The organism is Arthrobacter sp. NQ4, assembly GCF_029077345.1.
Lineage (GTDB): Bacteria > Actinomycetota > Actinomycetes > Actinomycetales > Micrococcaceae > Arthrobacter.
The window spans coordinates 1-16317 of sequence record NZ_JARETC010000019.1; the positions used below are offsets into that span (position 1 = coordinate 1).

Annotated in this window: 17 protein-coding genes; 4 read left to right on the forward strand and 13 right to left on the reverse strand. The window is 66.9% G+C overall.

Annotation, left to right across the window (positions count from 1 at the left end):
* Positions 1–253 precede the first annotated feature (253 nt).
* From PUN51_RS19805 to PUN51_RS19855, 11 genes are all read right to left on the reverse strand, one after another.
* Complete coding sequence (locus PUN51_RS19805; protein WP_275182251.1) at positions 254–1009, reverse strand: hypothetical protein; 756 nt, start codon at positions 1007–1009, stop codon at positions 254–256.
* A 217-nt stretch (positions 1010–1226) separates the two neighbouring features.
* Positions 1227–1652, reverse strand: a complete 426-nt coding sequence (locus PUN51_RS19810) for a YtxH domain-containing protein (RefSeq protein ID WP_275182252.1) — start codon at positions 1650–1652, stop codon at positions 1227–1229.
* A gap of 126 nt (positions 1653–1778) precedes the next feature.
* Positions 1779–2045, reverse strand: coding sequence for a GlsB/YeaQ/YmgE family stress response membrane protein (locus tag PUN51_RS19815; protein ID WP_043451908.1), 267 nt, complete (start codon positions 2043–2045; stop codon positions 1779–1781).
* Between the two features lie 132 nt (positions 2046–2177).
* Entirely contained in the window at positions 2178–3011 is an 834-nt protein-coding gene (locus PUN51_RS19820; RefSeq protein ID WP_275182253.1) for an aldo/keto reductase, read from the reverse strand.
* Positions 3012–3091: 80 nt separating this feature from the next.
* On the reverse strand, positions 3092–4648 hold the full coding sequence (locus tag PUN51_RS19825; RefSeq protein WP_275182254.1) for a long-chain-fatty-acid--CoA ligase: 1557 nt from the start codon (positions 4646–4648) through the stop codon (positions 3092–3094).
* Positions 4649–4672: 24 nt separating this feature from the next.
* Positions 4673–5869 carry an acetyl-CoA C-acetyltransferase gene (locus PUN51_RS19830; protein WP_275182255.1) on the reverse strand — a complete coding sequence of 399 codons (1197 nt, stop codon included), beginning with the start codon at positions 5867–5869 and terminating at the stop codon, positions 4673–4675.
* Positions 5870–5917: 48 nt separating this feature from the next.
* Entirely contained in the window at positions 5918–7174 is a 1257-nt protein-coding gene (locus PUN51_RS19835) for an acyl-CoA dehydrogenase family protein (RefSeq protein ID WP_275182256.1), read from the reverse strand.
* A gap of 135 nt (positions 7175–7309) precedes the next feature.
* Positions 7310–8047, reverse strand: a complete 738-nt coding sequence (locus PUN51_RS19840; protein ID WP_275182257.1) for a TetR/AcrR family transcriptional regulator — start codon at positions 8045–8047, stop codon at positions 7310–7312.
* A 76-nt stretch (positions 8048–8123) separates the two neighbouring features.
* Positions 8124–9146 (reverse strand): NAD-dependent epimerase/dehydratase family protein, encoded by a 1023-nt coding sequence (locus PUN51_RS19845; protein ID WP_275182258.1) that lies wholly within the window; start codon positions 9144–9146, stop codon positions 8124–8126.
* Complete coding sequence (locus tag PUN51_RS19850) at positions 9140–10111, reverse strand: aldo/keto reductase (protein ID WP_275182259.1); 972 nt, start codon at positions 10109–10111, stop codon at positions 9140–9142. The genes PUN51_RS19845 and PUN51_RS19850 overlap by 7 nt, the downstream gene beginning before the upstream one ends.
* 54 nt (positions 10112–10165) lie before the next feature.
* The gene (locus PUN51_RS19855) at positions 10166–10987 is read right to left on the reverse strand and encodes an aldo/keto reductase (protein ID WP_275182260.1); all 822 of its coding nucleotides are present in this window, start codon (positions 10985–10987) and stop codon (positions 10166–10168) included.
* Positions 10988–11201: 214 nt separating this feature from the next.
* On the opposite strand from PUN51_RS19855, the gene PUN51_RS19860 reads away from it, so the two are divergent.
* Together PUN51_RS19860 and PUN51_RS19865 are read left to right on the forward strand one after the other, a co-directional pair.
* Positions 11202–12101: a helix-turn-helix domain-containing protein gene (locus tag PUN51_RS19860; protein ID WP_275182261.1), complete on the forward strand. Its 900-nt coding sequence runs from the start codon at positions 11202–11204 to the stop codon at positions 12099–12101.
* 152 nt (positions 12102–12253) lie between these two features.
* On the forward strand, positions 12254–12460 hold the full coding sequence (locus PUN51_RS19865) for a hypothetical protein (protein WP_159633882.1): 207 nt from the start codon (positions 12254–12256) through the stop codon (positions 12458–12460).
* Positions 12461–12536: 76 nt separating this feature from the next.
* Here the strand turns inward: PUN51_RS19865 and PUN51_RS19870 are convergent, their stop codons facing one another.
* Together PUN51_RS19870 and PUN51_RS19875 are read right to left on the reverse strand one after the other, a co-directional pair.
* Positions 12537–12749 carry a dodecin gene (locus tag PUN51_RS19870; RefSeq protein WP_159633879.1) on the reverse strand — a complete coding sequence of 71 codons (213 nt, stop codon included), beginning with the start codon at positions 12747–12749 and terminating at the stop codon, positions 12537–12539.
* A gap of 113 nt (positions 12750–12862) precedes the next feature.
* A complete protein-coding gene (locus tag PUN51_RS19875) occupies positions 12863–13567 on the reverse strand; it encodes a FadR/GntR family transcriptional regulator (protein WP_275182262.1) in 705 nt (234 codons plus the stop codon).
* Positions 13568–13740: 173 nt separating this feature from the next.
* On the opposite strand from PUN51_RS19875, the gene PUN51_RS19880 reads away from it, so the two are divergent.
* A complete protein-coding gene (locus PUN51_RS19880) occupies positions 13741–15237 on the forward strand; it encodes a four-carbon acid sugar kinase family protein (RefSeq protein ID WP_275182263.1) in 1497 nt (498 codons plus the stop codon).
* 34 nt (positions 15238–15271) lie between these two features.
* A complete protein-coding gene (locus tag PUN51_RS19885; protein WP_275182264.1) occupies positions 15272–16171 on the forward strand; it encodes an NAD(P)-dependent oxidoreductase in 900 nt (299 codons plus the stop codon).
* Positions 16172–16317: the final 146 nt, after the last annotated feature.

The window sequence follows — 16317 nt, forward strand, 5'->3', positions numbered from 1 at the left end:
CGCGGGTGCGCCGGTCCAGGTCAATCCCGCCGGGTTGGCGTGCTGCTGCCTTGTCCCCGGCGGTGCGGGGGTTGGTGGCGGTGTTCATGACGGTGAGGAGGTGTTCGTATTGGTCGGTGGTGGCGAAAATCTCGAGGTGATGGAGGCCGTGGCGGGGCTTGCGGATGAAGGCGCCCTGGGTGTGGCGGAGGGCTTCTTCGGTGGGTTCGGTGCCGTCGGCGTCGATGGTGTCGGTCCAGCGAGGCGAGGCGGGTCAGGAAGTCAGGGTCGGTGGTGGTGGCTGTTGTGGTGAGGTGGTGTTCGATCGCGTCCAGGGTCTCGGCGGTGGTGTGGTGCTGGAGCCGGTCGAGGGTTGCCGTGATGATGGCCGCAGCATGCGAGGACACGGCAGGTCCGTACCCGGCCGGGGACATGATCCCGGTGTCGGTGGTGGGAGTGGTTCGCCGGTAAGGCTGGTGGCTGGGAGGACGTGGTGGGCGACGGCGAGGCGGCGGCGGGCTTCGCGGATGGGGATCCGCAAGCGCAGGCGGAGGAACTCTGCGGTGTTCCGGCACCCGTCATCCGCCGGTGACACCACGACCGGGTGGCCGGGACCGGCGGCCAGGCTGGGCCAGTTTCCGGCGGTCTCAGCCATGGCGGCGGACCGGGCGGCACGGGTCCTTGCTGCTGTGTTGGCATAGCTGATGGTCTGGGTGCGGGTCCGGTCCACCGCCCCGGCGCCCAGGAGCTGCAGGTACTCCACGCTCCGGGCGAGCTCCTCCGCGCGGGCGGCGAACTCGGCGGCTTCGAGATAGGAGGCAGACTCCAGCACATCCGGGGCGGCCAGGGAAACGGCCGCGAGCCGGGCCGCCAACCCAGCCAGGAGGTCCTGGTGGCCAGGACCTGTGGCGCGGTGCTGTGAAGCCTCCCCTGGGACCGCATGAAGGTGGGCCGGGTGCGGCAGCCAGCTGCAGGCGTCGTACGCTTTCCGGCCGTACGCCTCACCAAGATGCTCCCCGATGGCCTCCATAACCACACTCTGCCAGCCACCCCGGACAACGAAGAGACCCAAAGACCCCTATGTGGAATACGCGCGAACCGTAGTGGATCCACCCTTAAACACTGCCGGCCGCCGCGTCCCCCAAGGATCGCGACGGCCGGCAAGGCGATTCAGTTGTAGCACAACGGCTGGTCATTCCCATGTCATGCGGGGGGACCCGCGTCATGAATGACCGGTGAAGCGTCAACTAGGACTTCGTGCCGTTCCCATCGGACGTACCAAGGTTGGTGGTCTCCGGGTGGGTGCTGTGGGCTGGGATGTGGTCCCCGCCCAGGGCGCCGGCGTCGCCGGTCCCGGACGTGCCGGTGGAAGTACCAGGGGCAGCAGCAGTAGAGGGTCCTGAGGCCTGGCCGCCACCGGAGGCGCCGTCACGGTGCATGGCAGAGCCGATCACAGTGCCTGCCCTGCGTGCGGCTTCCCCAAGCTGGTCTGCCACTTCAGGCGCCTTTTCCTTGATGGTTTCCGTCGCCACGGACACTTTGTCCTGGACCGGCTTGCTGTCCCAGATGCCGGCCGCGCGGGCCTTCAGCTTGTCGTAAGCAGCGCGGCCTGACCGCGAACCGAGGACGTATCCCACGGCAACGCCTACACCCAAAAGAAGCTTGTTTTTCACGATGATCTCCTGCTCTGCGAGAAGGTTGTCAGTCCCGGCCGGGGCAGCGGGCGCCGGTTGCCGGGGAAAACGAAAGCCGGCCCGGGGATGATGTCCCCAGGCCGGCTTCCTGGCTTGCCCGTGCAGTTATCCGCGGGCGCTGCGCTTGGTGACCATGCCGTAAATGGCAAGGACGATCAGCGAGCCGACGATCGCCAGCAGCCACGTCTGGATCGAGAAGAACTCCTGCAGTCCACTGCCGAAGATCATCCCGCCCAGCCAGCCACCGAGCAGTGCGCCAACGACGCCCAGGATCAGAGTGATGACCCAGCCGCCACCCTGCCTGCCCGGGAGGATCGCCTTAGCGATCGCACCAGCAATAAGTCCGAGAATCAGAAATGCAATAAATCCCATTTGAAGCTCTCTTCCTAAGTAAAGGAGGCCTCCAGGTTCCGGAGGCACTTCATCCTTCTGGCTCAATAGTAATCATGCTTACTATCTTTTTGCCAACCCCGTTTTTGGAAAAAAGTGCAGTTGAGGCTGGTTTCAGTGTCCCGTTTGGTCCGAGTCGTTGCCCGCTCCGGGACCCTCGTCAAGGATCGATAATTCCGCTAGATCCTGCGGATCCAGGGCGAAATCGAACACGTCCAGGTTCTCTGCCATCCGCACCGGCGAAGCGGTCTTCGGAATCGTTACCAATCCGTTTTGTATGTGCCACCGAAGGACGAGTTGGCCAGGGGTTTTCCCATGCTTTTCCGCCAGTTGGGAAAGGATGGGAGCGCCCAATAAACCCGCCCCCGAGCCGCCCAACGGACTATAAGACTCAGTAACAATGCCATGCCGGCTATGGAATTCCCGCTCGGCGGACCGCGTGATGGCCGGACTGAGCTGGATTTGGTTTACCGCAGGCACCACGTCAGTCTCCGCCATCAGCCGCTCGAGGTGCGCCGGCTTGAAATTGGACACTCCGATGGACCGGACTTTTCCCTCGGCCTGCAGCCGTTCAAAGGTCTGCCAGGTGGAGATGTACTGATCCCTGCCGGGCAGAGGCCAGTGGATCAGCAGCAGGTCCACGTAATCCAGCCCAAGACGCGCCAGCGACCCCTCCAGGCCTGCTACGGCGCGGTCGTGGCCTTGGAATTCCCCGTCCAGCTTGGTGGTGATGAAGAGCTCGCTGCGGTCCACGCCGCTGGCCCTGATGCCGTTGCCCACACCGCGTTCGTTGCCGTACTTCACGGCGGTGTCGATATGCCGGTACCCGGCTTCCACGGCCTGTACGACGGCGGCGGCCGCCTGTTCGTCGTCCAGCGGCCAGGTGCCAAGCCCCAGCTGCGGAATCCTGTTGCCGTCATTGAGGTCGATGAGCGGTGCAAGTGTCATGCGATCAGTCTGCCCCCTCCTGGCCGTCCCGGCTCCCGGTGCCCGCGATTCGGGACGGCCCGGAGGATACTGCCGGCGGCCTAGGCCGGTTCCTCCGCCAGTTTCCGCTTCAGGATCTTTCCACTGGGTCCCAGCGGGAGCTCGGACAGTATCCTGACCACGCGCGGATACTTGTAGGCCGCGAGCTGGGCGCTGGCGAAGTCCATCAGCTCGGTCTCGGTGACACTGGCCCCCGCGTCCAGCACGATGGCGGCCGCGATTTCCTGGCCGTGGACATCGTGCGGGATGCCGTAAACGGCGGCGCTGACAACTGCAGGGTGTGTCAGCAGGACTTCCTCCACCTCCCGCGGATACACGTTGTAGCCGTTGCGGATGATCATGTCCTTCTTGCGGTCCACGATGGTGAGGTAGCCGTCGTCGTCCTTGGTGCCAAGGTCCCCGCTGCGGAACCAGCCGTCCACCACGGCCTCGGCGGTGGCCTCAGGCCGGTTGAGGTAGCCCTTCATCAGCAGGTGGCCGCGGATCACCAGCTCGCCGAGTTCCCCGTTGGGCAGCAATTCGATCCGCTCCGTCACCTCAGGGCGGGCGATTTCGATATCAACTCCCCAGATCGGGATACCGATGGTGCCGGGCCGTGGCTGCATGCCCACGTGGTTGAAGGCCGCAACGGGGGACGTCTCGGTGAGGCCGTAGCCCTCATGGATCTCCACGCCGAAGACGTCACGGAACCGGTCCATCACTGCCAGTGGAAGCGAGGCTCCACCGGAGATGCCGTAGCGCAGGGCCGCCGGCCGATCCGGCACGGTCTTGGCGGCCTCCAGGAGTGCCACGTACATGGTGGGGACGCCCAGGAAGATGTTCACGTCGTGCTTCGCCAGCAGCTTCAAGGCGTCCGGGCCGGTGAACCGGGGCATGAGGACGATGGTGGCCCCGGCGCGAAGGCCCGTGTTCAGCACCACAGTCTGGCCGAAGGTGTGGAAGAGCGGCAGGCCGCCGAACAGGACGTCGCCGGGCCGGAAGTCCATCACGCTGGTCAGCAGGACGCTGGTTTGTTCCACCAGGGCGAAGTGGCTGCCCAGTGCGCCTTTGGGCTTGCCGGTGGTGCCTGAGGTGTACAGGATGGTGGCCGTGTCCGATGGGCGGCAGGGTTCGTACGTCCGGATCGGCTCCGCGGCGGCCGCCTCCGCTTCCAGCCGCGGAAGCCCGCCGTCGTCGGGAGCCATGACCGTCAGCACATCGACCCCGCTGGCTGAAGCACCGGCGGCGCCCTCCGTGAGCAAGGGAGCGGCGCAGATGAGCAGCCTGGCGCCGCTGTCCTGCAGGACGTACTCGATCTCGCGGGCCTTGAGCAGGGCGTGGACCGGGACAACGATGGCGCCCAGCGAAAGGATGGCGTAGTACACCCGGGCGAAGTCCGGGACGTTGGGGATCAGGACGGCGACGGCGTCTCCCGGGCCGATTCCCCGCGCCCGCAGTGCACCGGCATACGCGCGGGTTTGGCTCCACAGGTCGGCGTAGCTGACCTGGTCCTCGTCCACAACGAGGGCGATGCTGTCAGGATTCCTCTTGGCTGATTCTGCCAGGACGGCAGCGACGGAGATGGTGGCGAAGCCGTCAGCGGAGTTGTTGTTGGTCATGGCCTGCTTCTTTGTTGGGATGGGTCACGCTGTGAGGATCAGGGCGTCGCCCTGGCCGCCGCCCCCGCAGAGGGCCACGACGCCGGTGCCTCCGCCGCGGCGTTTCAACGCCAGCGCCTGGTGCAGCACCAGGCGTGCACCCGAGGCGCCCACGGGGTGGCCCAGCGCGATGGCGCCGCCTTCGGCGTTGACAGTTTCGGTGTCGATGCCGAGATCGTTGGCGGACTGGATGAGGACCGAGGCGAAGGCCTCGTTGATTTCCACCAGGTCCAGCTCCTGCACAGTGAGTCCCTGGACCTTGAGTGCGCGCTCGATGGCGCGGGCTGGCTGGGAATGCAGGGATCCGTCGGGGCCTGCGGTCTGGCCGTGGGCGCCGATCTCGGCGATCCACTCCAGGCCTGCTGCTTCCGCGGCTGCCTTGCTGGCAATGACCAGCGCCGCTGCGCCGTCGGAAAGGGGCGACGACGACCCTGCCGTGATGGTGGCGGTCTCCGCCTTGGAGAACGCCGGGCGGAGCTGCGCCAGGGATTCCGCGGTGGTGTCCGGACGGATGCCTTCGTCGTGTTCGAGGGTCACGGCAGGTCCCTTGCGCTGCGGTATCCCGATCGGTGCGATTTCCTCCGCCATGATCCCGGCGGCGCGGGCGGCTTCGGCACGCTGGTGGGAGCGGGCCGCGACGGCGTCCTGCTCTTCGCGCGTGATGCCGCGTTCGGCGTTGCCGGCGTCGGTGGCCTCACCCATGAGCTTCTTGCTCACCGGGTCCTGCAGCCCGTCATGGTTCAGGGAGTCCAGCATGGGGGCATCTCCGATGACGACGCCGGCGCGCAGCCCGGGGACCAGGTGCGGCGCGTTGGTCATTGATTCCTGGCCGGCGGCCACGATGAAGTCGGCTTCCCCCGTGCGGATCATCCGGGCGGCGTCGATCACGGCCGTCAGGCCGGACAGGCAGAGCTTGTTGATGGTGATGGTGGGAACGTCCCAGCCGATTCCGGCGGCCAGGCTGGCCTGGCGTGCGGGGCCCTGGCCCGCGCCGGCCTGGATGACCTGGCCGACAATGACGGCGCCGATCTGCTCCGGGGCCACGCCGGTGCGTTCCAGCGCGGCGCGGATGGCGTGGGCGCCCAGTTCGCTGGAGGAAAAGGGCGTGAGTCCGCCGCGGAACCTGCCGAACGGGGTGCGGGCGCCGCCCAGGATGACGGGGATGTTGGCGTTCTGGTTCAAGAACAGTCCTTTCAGGGGATGACGGGCAGCCAAAGCCGAACGGCAGGCTCAGGCGAAGGCGGAGGTGCCGGTGATGCCGCGGCCGATGATGAGCGCCTGCATGGTTTCGGTGCCTTCGTAGGTGTGGATGGCTTCGATGTCGGCAAGGTGCCTGGCGACGCGGTTTTCCAGCAGGATGCCGTTGCCACCCAGCAGGTCACGGGCGTTGGAGGCGATGCCGCGTGCGGTCCGGGTGCAGGTGTACTTCACGAGCGATGCCTGCTCGGGCGTGAGGGTTCCGGCTTCATCGAGCCGCGTCATCTGCACCACCATCAGCTGCATGGTGGCCAGTTCACTGAGCATCCGGGCCAGCCGCTCCTGGACGATCTGGGACGCGGCCAGCGGCCGGCCGAACTGCTTGCGCTGCCTGGCGTACTGGACGGCCGTTTCGTAGCAGGCGGTGGCATGGCCGACGGCGGACCAGGCCACGCCCAGCCGGGTCGCCAGCAGCACCCGGGCCGTGTCTTTGAAGCTGCGCGCACCCGGCAGGACGTTCTCTTCGGGGACGAAGACGTCCTCCAGGCGGATGTGGGCCTGCCAGATGGCGCGGAGGGCAAGCTTGCCTTCGATTTTGGTGGCGGTGTAGCCGGGGGAGTCCTGCGGAACCAAGTAGCCGTGGACCTGGCCGTCGTCGCCCCGGGCCCAGACGATGCTGACGCCGCCCACGGAGCCGTTGCCGATCCACTTCTTCTCGCCGTTGAGCAGGAACCCGCCGTCCGTGCGGGTTGCCGTGGTTTCCAGGGCCACCGAGTCGGAGCCATGGGTAGGCTCGGTGAGGGCGAACGCCGCGTATTCCGTGCCCCTGGCAATCGCCGGCAGCCAGCGCTCCTTCTGCGCCGCGGATCCGCATTCAGCCACGGAGCGCAGGGCCAGGCCGCCCTGGACGGCAATCATCGTGGCCACGGAACCATCGCCCCGGCTGATTTCCATGTTCACCAGGCCGGCGGCCATGCTGCTCATGGGTGCGAAGCCCTCCACGGTGATGCCGTCGCGGAGCAGGTCCAGTTCGCCCAGGCGCTGGAGGAGGTGCAGTGGGTACTCGCCGCGTTCCCAGTAGCCGTCAATGACGGGCAGGACCTCGTCCTGGACAAAGCTGCGGGCGCGCTCCCAGTAGGCGCGGTCCTCGTCTCCGACGCCGGCCAGGATGGACGCCGGGTCCGTCCCGAGGGCCTCGGTCAGGACATATTCCGGCTCCACTGTTCCGGCGGGGAAGCCGGCGGGATCCCCGGTGCGGGTGGGCGCGAGGGCGGGCGACGTCGTCGTCATTGCATGCATCCTTTGAATCAGCGGCGGCGGGAGGGCCGGGACCTTGTGGCCTGGACCACACCAACCAAGGATGCAATGAAACGGAGTTCCACGTCAAGAAACTGGGTACCAAGGCTGGAGGTGGCGCCGCTGGGGCTAGGGGAGCGCGTCCCGGACCGCCTGGGCGATCGCATCCTTGTCGGCAGTGCCGGGAAAAACGGTGACGACGACGGTTGGCGCAGGTTGGGCGGGCGCGGCGGCGTCCGCCGGGCTGCCCAGGAGTGCAGGCCGGAACGTTTCCGCCAAGGCCTGGAGTTCGGCGGCCAGGGCGGTGGCCCTTTCCCGGTCTCCTGCAGCGGTGTCCCCGGCGGCAGGCGCGGCCCGCAGCCATTCCCGCAGGAAGGCGTTGTGCACGGCCACCACCGCTGCAGCGAAGGCGACGGCTTTGTATTCGCGCGGGCTGTTCCGGGGCAGCTTGTCATTCAGGTAGTGCAGGAACGCCCGCTCGTACCGGTGCGAGGTCACCAGTTCCCGGTCGCGGAGGGCCGGCACTGCCTGCAACAGCCCGTACCGGGCGCGTGAGGTCTGGGGGTTCCGCAGGTGGTGGTCGAAAACCAGCAGCGCCGCGTCCGCCACCGCGGCCAGCGGCCCGAGCCTGGATCCGGCGAGCCGTTCATTGACCTGGTGCAGGATCTGCTCGTGGTCGGCGAAGACAACGTCCTCCTTGGACCCGAACCTGCGGAAGAACGTGCTGCGGCTCATGCCTGAGGCTTCTGCGAGTTCCTCAACGGATGTTGCGTCGAATCCCTGCTTCGCCAGGAGGCCAATGGCTGCCGCGACGGGCCCATCGGCAGGGTGCCCCTCGACGGGACGGTGGGAAGGGGGCGAAGTCATGCGCCGAAATCTAGCACAGCCGCGCTCCGGCAGGCTGGCCTGCCGCCGGCTGCGGAAGGCCAGCCTGTGGCCGCTTTCAGGCGCCCTGCCGTGCCCAGCCGGTCAGCTTGTCCGAAAGCTGCATGTACGCCTCGTTGACCTGCTGCAGCTCCGGGTGGTTGTCATGCCAGGCCACGATTTCCCGTGCTCCGTCCGCGAACGGGATGGTGGCGGTGTAGTCCGGGACCAAGGCCTTGATCTTGGTGTTGTCGAAGACCACGGAATGGGACCGGTCGCCCAGGAGGTTGGACCCCAGTTCCTGGTCGTGCGCGGCGATGGTTTGGGACGCCACATGCACCAGTTCCGGTTCCCGGACGCCCGCGGCGCGGGCGAAGAGTCCGTAGATCTGGTTCCACGGCAGGTACTCGTCGGAGGTGATGGTGTAGCTTTCGCCCACCGCCTGCGGCCGGCCAAGCAGGCCGACGAACGCCTTGGCAAAGTCCTTGCTGTGCGTCAGCGTCCACAGCGAGGTGCCGTCACCGTGGACCATGACCGGGAGGCCGCTGCGCATGCGGTGGATGTCCGTCCAGCCGCCCACCATCGCAATCTTGGTGCGGTCATAGGTGTGCGAGGGCCGGACCACCGTCAACGGGAAGTCGTCCTCCCGGTAGGCCCTGAACAGCAGCTCCTCGCACGCGATCTTGTCCCGGGAGTACTGCCAGAACGGATTCTTCAACGGCGTGGACTCGCGGATGGGCAGCCTGGTGGGCGGCTTCTGGTACGCGGAGGCCGAGCTGATGAAGACGTACTGACCCGTCCGCTCCCGGAACAGCTCCATGCTGGTTTGGGCCTGGTCCGGAGTGTAGGAAATGAAGTCCGCCACGGCATCGAACTCCCTTCCGCCCAGCACCTCCCTGACGGAGGCCGCATCGCGGACGTCGGCGTGCAGCACTTCGGTGCCGTCGGGGACAGGCCTGCCGGACTGCCCCCGGTTCAGGATGGTCAGCCGGTGGCCCAGCGCGGCGGCACGTTCTGCCGCCGCCGCGCTGATGACCCCGGTCCCGCCGATGAAAAGGATGCTCCTCGGCGCCACCGTATCTGCGGTGATTGTGCCTACCACGCGTAGTCTTCCGGTGCCGTGCGGTGTCCCGGGAAAATATCTTCCAGGCGCTTGAGTGCGTCCCCATCGAGGGAGACATCCAGGGCGCGGATTGCGGCGTCCAGCTGTTCCTGGGTCCGGGGCCCCACGATCGGTGCGGTCACGGCAGGCTGGTGGAGGAGCCATGCCAGGGCCACGTCGCCGGGTTCGTGGCCCAGTTCGTCGGCGAAGTCCTCATACTGGCGGATCTGGTCCTCGTGCTTCTTCAGCGTTTCCGCTGCCCGCCCCTCCGTGCGGCGGACTCCCTGGCGTTCCTTCTTCAGCACGCCGCCCAGCAGCCCGCCCTGCAGCGGCGACCAGGGAATGAGGCCCAGCCCGTACTGCTGTGCAGCCGGGATGACTTCCAGTTCCACCTGCCGCATGAACAGGTTGTAGATGGACTGCTCGCTGACCAGGCCCGTGTAGTTCCGGCGGCGTGCTGCCTCCTGCGCCTGGGCGATGTGCCAGCCGGCGAAGTTGCTGCTGCCCGAGTACAGGATCTTGCCCTGCTGTACGGCCACTTCGATGGCCTGCCAGATCTCGTCCCACGGAGTGTCGCGGTCGATGTGGTGGAACTGGTAGACATCGATGTAGTCCGTCTGCAGGCGCTTGAGGCTCGCGTCCAGCGCACGGCGGATGTTCAGGGCCGAGAGCTTGGACTCGTTGGGCCGGTCCGTCATGGTGCCGTAGAGCTTGGTGGCCAGGACGGTGTGCTCCCGGCGCTCGCCGCCCTTGGCGAACCAGCGCCCGATGATTTCTTCGGTCCAGCCGCGGTGGTCGGCGCCGCCGTACACGTTGGCGGTGTCGAAGAAGTTGATGCCGGCTTCGTGCGCGGAATCCATGATGCTGTGCGCGTCCGCCTCCTCCGTCTGCGGCCCAAAGTTCATGGTGCCGAGGCAGAGGCGGGAGACTTTCAGGCCGGAGCGGCCCAGATGGGTGTACTGCATGGAAGATCCTTTCAAGGGTAGGCCTGCCAAACCGGTGGGTGGGCCGGCTGGAACCTACATCTGGGTGAAGGAGGCGACGGCGGGATCGGAGCCAATGCGCGCGCCGGACTCCAGTGCGGTGATGGCGGACAGTTCGTCTTCGGACAGCTTGAGGGACGAAGCCGCGAAGTTTTCCCGGATGCGGCCCGGATTCGCGGATTTGGGAATGACGATGTTGCCGTTGGCGAGGTGCCAGGCGAGCACTACCTGGGCGGTAGTGGCGCCGTGGGCGTCGGCGATTGCGGTGACGGCGTTGCCGTTAAGGTCACCGCCCTGCCCCAGCGGGCTGTACGCCTCCACGGCGATGCCCAGGCTGCGGCACTTGGCCGCAAGGTCCGCCTGCTGGTAGCTGGGGTGAAGCTCGATCTGGTTGACGGCGGGCACTGTTTCCGCGGATTCCAGCAGGGTGTCCAGGTGGTCGGACAGGAAGTTGGAGACGCCGATGGCGCGGATCTCCTTGTTTTCGTACAGCCGCTCCATCTCCTTCCATGCCTGGACGAAGAGGCCCTGCGAGGGAACCGGCCAGTGGATGAGGTAAAGGTCGATGAAGTCCAGGCCCAGGGCCTTGCGGCTGTTCTGGAACGCTTCCTGTGCCCGGGCCTGCTCGCCATTGCGGAGCTTGGTGGTCACGAAAATTTCCCCGCGGGGGATCCCGGTAGCCGCGAGGGCTGCCCCTACCCCTGCCTCGTTGCGGTACGCCGCAGCGGTGTCGATGTGGCGGTAGCCCGCTTCCAGCGCATCCTCCACGGTCCGCTGTGTATCCTCCGGCGGGACCTGGAAAACGCCGAAGCCAAGCTGCGGAATGGTGACGCCGTTGTTGAGTGTCAGCTCTGACATGGGTGTACTCCTTGGACGTATGGTGCTGGGAACGATGCCGGTTGCTCGACGAGTGGGGAAACACAGTGAGAAATCGGTTTCCACCGGCTCACCCCTGAGCCTATGCACTTTCCGCCATCAAGTCAGCAGCCAAGGCTGATCCTGTTTTTCCTAGGACCGCCAGTCCTACCTTCGTTGTAGAGCAGGCCACGCCAACGCAGGCACAATGGTCTGCATGGGTCAAAGCGCCGAGTTCGGAAAATTCCTCAAAGCCATGCGGTCCCGGTTGAGCCCGGAAGTCGCAGGGACGGGCCCCAGTACGGGCGCCCGCAGGGTTCCGGGCCTGCGGCGTGAGGAAGTGGCGCGCCTGGCCGGGGTCAGCACCGACTACTACGTGCGGCTGGAACAGGGCCGCAACATCCACCCGTCACGCACGGTCCTGGACGCCGTTGCCAGGGCCCTGAGGCTGGACAGCAGCGAGCACGCGCACATGCTGGACCTGCTCGAGAACTGCGCGGGAGCTCCCCGCGAACCGGGTGCCAATGCAGCCCAGGGCGTCCGGCCGGCGCTGCGCCAACTCCTGGACGCGGTGGGGGAGGTGCCCGCACTGGTGCTGGGTCGCCGCAACGACGTACTGGCGGGCAACAGGATGGCGTTCCTCTTGTTCGCCGATTTCCCCGCGCTGCCGCTGGCGGAGCGGAACCTCACACGCTGGACCATCCTTGACCCGGCTGCGCGGGAACTGTTCAGGGACTGGAAAACCGTGGCGGCAGAAGCCGCGGGCTCCCTCCGCCTGGACGTGGGCCGGCACCCCAACGACCCCCAGGCGAACCACCTGGTGGGGGAGCTGGCGGTCCACAGCGAACACTTCCGCCAGTGGTGGGCGGGGCACCGGGTTGCCACCCGCGCTGCAGGCACCGTCCGGCTGCACCATCCCGCGGTGGGGGACCTGGAACTGAACTTTGAAAACCTGGTCCTGCCGGAGGACCCCGACCAGACGCTCCGGGTGTACTCCGCCCGGCCGGGATCGCCGTCGTCGGACGCCCTGGCACTGCTGGGAAGCCTCGGTGCAGCCCCGGATGCCGGCTTGGAACGGGACCCTGCCGCGGTGGCCGAAAGCGGCGACGCGGGCTGACCGGCCATGCGCGTGCCCACGCCACTGTACATTCGTCCAGCGAAATGGGGTGATTCTGGCCAGCCGCCCATTGGTGGCGGGCCGGCCCTTTCCTAGGGTGGGAGTACCAGATTTCCCTGCCCAGTTCATATCACCCCAGGATGGTCTCAACGATGAAACGCATCGCCCTGCTGAAGGAGCGCCAGGCCTCTGCCGGCGCCGCCTCCACCGCCACCGGTTCCCACTGCCCGGCTTCCGGCCTCTGGAGCCCCGACATCGATCCCCACACGGTCCTGTCCTTCTTCGAGGGCCACGTGTTCCCGGCATTCGACGGCGTGCCCACCGTCTGGCGGCGGCGCAGCCCCGGCACGGCAAACTAGGTCCTGCCTTAAGCACAACTGACCCGCAGCCAACATCGTCAGGAACGTGTTGGCTGCGGGTCAGCTGTGTTTGGCGTTAGTGATCTTCCAGTCGGAAGCCAATCTTGATGGTGACCTGCCAGTCTGCGACCTTTCCGTCCTCCAGGTGGCCGCGGACCTCCTTGACCTCAAACCAGTCGAGGTTCCGCAGGGTCTGGGATGCCTTGGCAATGCCGTTGCGGACAGCGTCGTCCACGCCCTCGGTGGAGGTGCCGACAATTTCAGAAATGCTGTACGTGTGGTTGGACAACTTCGCTCCTCGTGATCGTCGATGCTCCCGGTTGCGGGCCGTTCCTGAAGCCTAGTAGGACTGCGGGAGCGTTGAACAGGGGCCCGGGTCAATCAGGACCGCGGCACGGGAGGCTACTTGGCGTCCAGCACCAGCTGCTTCAAGTCATCGAGGGTCTGCTGCATGTGCGCGTCCATGGCCTGGCGTGACCGGTCGGGGTCACGGGATTCCAAGGCCTCGGCAATGTTCTGGTGATGGCCGATTGCGTGCTCCTGGATCGCAGGGACGGCGGAGGTCTCGGTCCTGCGCTTTTCCAGCACGCGGTGCAGCGGCTCAAACAGGACCGACACGAACACATTCCCGGATGCCCGCAGGATGACGTCATGGAAGGCAAGGTCTGCTTCCACGAAAGCGGCAACATCGTTGATGCTGTGGGCGGCCTTCATCGCGGAAATGTAGTTGAAAAGGGACGTGATGTCTTCCTCGGCAATCCGTCCTGCGGCAAGTTCACAGGCGCCCGTTTCGAGCATCCTGCGCAGCTCGATGAGCTGGATGGAGGCATCGGCGTCGTTCTTGCCCTCGGAAGCGGCGCGCAGCACGGCTTCGAGGGAGGCCCAGCGGCTCAAGGGATTAACGAAGGTGCCCCGGCCGCGCTCCACGCTGAGGATGCGCTGGGCCTGCAGCGTCTTCATCGCCTCGCGGACCGTCATGCGGCTGACCTCGTGGCGGGCGCTCAGTTCGTGTTCGCCGGGAACAGTGGAGCCGGGCGGAAACTCGCCTTCGATGATGCGGTCCAGCAGCTCATCGGCCACCACGCCCACCAGTGACTTCCTTGCCATGTTGCCCCCGATCGCTCTCTCCGGCCGACGCCTGGCGGATATGTCAGACAAGTGTACTTGCGCGTCCGTATGCCGTGTGCCACACTAATTTTCAAATGCAAGATGTCAGACATCTTACAGTTACCTTTACATCTGGATCCGCGAGCCCGGATCGCTACACAACGGAGTGCACTGTGACGCATGAAGCAGACGTTCTGGCCGCCTATCCGGCAGACCTCGAAATTCCCGCCGGGCTGGTTGCCGGCGCGCTGGCCGCTTCCAACGCGGCGGTTCCCCGCGTCCTGGTAGTGCTCGACGACGACCCCACCGGCACGCAGTCCGTGGCAGACCTGCCCGTGCTCACCCGCTGGGAAGTGGAAGACTTCACCTGGGCTTTCGGCCAGGGCAAGCCCGCCGTGTACGTCCTCACCAACACCCGCAGCCTTGACCCGGCCGAGGCGGCAGCCCGCAACGAGGAAGTGGTCCGCAACGCCCTGGCGGCAGCAGGATCGCAGGACTCCGCCGGCTCCAGTCTTCGACTGGGCTTCGTCAGCCGCAGCGATTCCACCCTCCGCGGCCACTTCCCCCTGGAACCGGACGTCATCGCAGCCACGGTTGCCGAAGTCAGCGGCGAGAAGACGGACGGCGTCGTGCTGGTTCCGGCATTCCCGGATGCCGGGCGGCTCACCATCGGCGGTGTCCACTACATGCGCGGCACCGGCGACGCCAAGGGAACCCTGGTCCCCGTGTCCGAGACCGAGTTCGCCAAGGACGCCTCCTTCGGCTTCAGCACCTCCGTCATGGCGGACTACGTCGCCGAAAAGTCGCAGGGCAGGTTCCCGGCAGACTCCGTGATTGTCCTGGACCTGAACATCATCCGTGCCGGCTCCGCCGCCCAGGACCCGGCCATCTCGGCCAAGGCCATCGCCGACGCCATCGAACCGGCCTCCGATTCCACGCCCATCGTCGCGGATATCGTCACCGAGAACGACTTCCGCGCGCTGGCCCTGGGCCTGGAAGAAGCCGAGCGCCGCGGCAAGAAGCTGCTGTACCGCGTCGGCCCGCCGTTCGTCCGCGGCCGCATCGGCCAGGACATCCGCAGCGCGCTGACCTCGGAGGAGGCCTACGCGGGCAACACGCCGTCGGAGGCCGGCGGCCTGATCGTGGTGGGCTCGCACGTGGGCGTCACCACGCGCCAGCTCAACGTCCTCACCGCGGAACACAGCTCCGCCCGGATCATCGAGATCGACGTCGAGAAACTCCTCGGCGAGGAAAATGAAGCCAAGGCGCACCTGGACCAGACCGTGGACGCAGTCGTCGAAGCCCTCCACGCCGGCGACGTCATTGTGCACACCAGCCGGCTCCTCATCAAGACCGACGACCCCGCCGAAAGCCTGCGGATCGCACGGACCGTTTCCGCCGCCGTCGTGGATGTGGTCAACCGGACCCTGAAGACCTTCCCGCCGCGGTTCGTCATCGCCAAGGGCGGCATCACGTCCTCGGACGTGGCAGCCCACGGCCTGGAAATCCGCCATGCCATTGTCCGCGGCCCCATGCTGCCGGGCATCGTCTCCCTCTGGGAACCGGTGGACGGCCCCGCCAAGGGCATCCCGTACATCGTCTTCGCAGGCAACGTGGGCGACGACGACTCCCTGGCCCAGGTCACCCGCAAGCTCAGCAGCACTTTCTGATCCGTCCCACCGCAAGAATTCAACGGAGAACACCATGACCAGCAACTACACCGTCACCGTCCTGGGCCTCGGCGCCATGGGCCTGCCCATGGCCACCCGCCTGGCCTCGCAGCTGACCGTCCACGGCTTCGACATCGCCGAACCCCGCCTGGAACTCGCCCGGGAAGCCGGGATCGCCACCTTCAGCACGGCCCGCGAAGCCGCCAAGGGTGCCGACGCCGTCCTCCTGGCCGTCCGCAACGGTGAACAGCTCAACGACGTCCTCTTCGGCGAAAACGGCGTGGCCTCCGTCCTGGAGCCGGGCGCCGTCGTCATCCTCGGCTCCACCGTGGGCACCGAGGCCATCCCCGCCACGGTCGCCAAGCTGGCCGAATACGGCGTGGACCTCGTGGACGCGCCGCTGTCCGGCGGCCCCAAGCGCGCCGGCGAAGGCGACCTGCTGATCGTCGTCGGCGCTTCCCCTGAAGCCCGCGAAAAGGCCGCCCCCGCCCTGGACCTGCTCGCCTCCACCCTCACCGTGGTGGGCGACAACCCCGGTGACGGCCAGGCCCTGAAAACGGTCAACCAGCTCCTGTGCGGCGTCCACATCGCCGCCGCCGCCGAGGCCCTGGCCCTGGCCGACGCCCTGGGGCTGGACCAGGCCAAGACCCTCGCCGCCCTGGAAGCAGGCGCGGCAGGTTCCTTCATGCTCTCCAACCGCGGACCCCGCATCCTGGAGGCCTACAACGAGGAAGGTGCCGAGGTGCTGTCCCGCCTGGACATCTTCGTCAAGGACATGGGCATCGTGGGCAAGGCAACCCGCGCCGCCGGCCTGGCAGCCCCCGTTGCCGCCGCCGCCGAACAGCTCTACCTCCTGGGCCAGGCCCAGGGCCTCGCCGCCGCCGATGACTCCGCCGTCATCAAGGTGGTCGCGCCCGCCAAGCGCACCAAGTAAGCCACCCCTCCTGCCCTTGCGGCACAAGACGTACGACGACGGCGGTCCCCCCTCCGCCGTCGTCGTACCTCCCAGCGTTGCCGGCGAGTCCCGCACCGTTTATCCCCACCCCACCATTCCCTGATGCCGCCCTGCCCCGGGACCGG

Bases quoted from the DNA above. Each gene is read 5' to 3' on its own strand.
- PUN51_RS19855 (WP_275182260.1), bottom strand. From the start codon at position 10,987: ATGTCAGAGCTGACACTCAACAACGGCGTCACCATTCCGCAGCTTGGC.
- PUN51_RS19840 (WP_275182257.1), bottom strand. From the start codon at position 8,047: ATGACTTCGCCCCCTTCCCACCGTCCCGTCGAGGGGCACCCTGCCGAT.
- PUN51_RS19805 (WP_275182251.1), bottom strand. From the start codon at position 1,009: ATGGAGGCCATCGGGGAGCATCTTGGTGAGGCGTACGGCCGGAAAGCG.
- PUN51_RS19850 (WP_275182259.1), bottom strand. From the start codon at position 10,111: ATGCAGTACACCCATCTGGGCCGCTCCGGCCTGAAAGTCTCCCGCCTC.
- PUN51_RS19815 (WP_043451908.1), bottom strand. From the start codon at position 2,045: ATGGGATTTATTGCATTTCTGATTCTCGGACTTATTGCTGGTGCGATC.
- PUN51_RS19825 (WP_275182254.1), bottom strand. From the start codon at position 4,648: ATGACCAACAACAACTCCGCTGACGGCTTCGCCACCATCTCCGTCGCT.
- PUN51_RS19835 (WP_275182256.1), bottom strand. From the start codon at position 7,174: ATGACGACGACGTCGCCCGCCCTCGCGCCCACCCGCACCGGGGATCCC.
- PUN51_RS19860 (WP_275182261.1), top strand. From the start codon at position 11,202: ATGGGTCAAAGCGCCGAGTTCGGAAAATTCCTCAAAGCCATGCGGTCC.
- PUN51_RS19820 (WP_275182253.1), bottom strand. From the start codon at position 3,011: ATGACACTTGCACCGCTCATCGACCTCAATGACGGCAACAGGATTCCG.
- PUN51_RS19875 (WP_275182262.1), bottom strand. From the start codon at position 13,567: ATGGCAAGGAAGTCACTGGTGGGCGTGGTGGCCGATGAGCTGCTGGAC.
- PUN51_RS19885 (WP_275182264.1), top strand. From the start codon at position 15,272: ATGACCAGCAACTACACCGTCACCGTCCTGGGCCTCGGCGCCATGGGC.
- PUN51_RS19865 (WP_159633882.1), top strand. From the start codon at position 12,254: ATGAAACGCATCGCCCTGCTGAAGGAGCGCCAGGCCTCTGCCGGCGCC.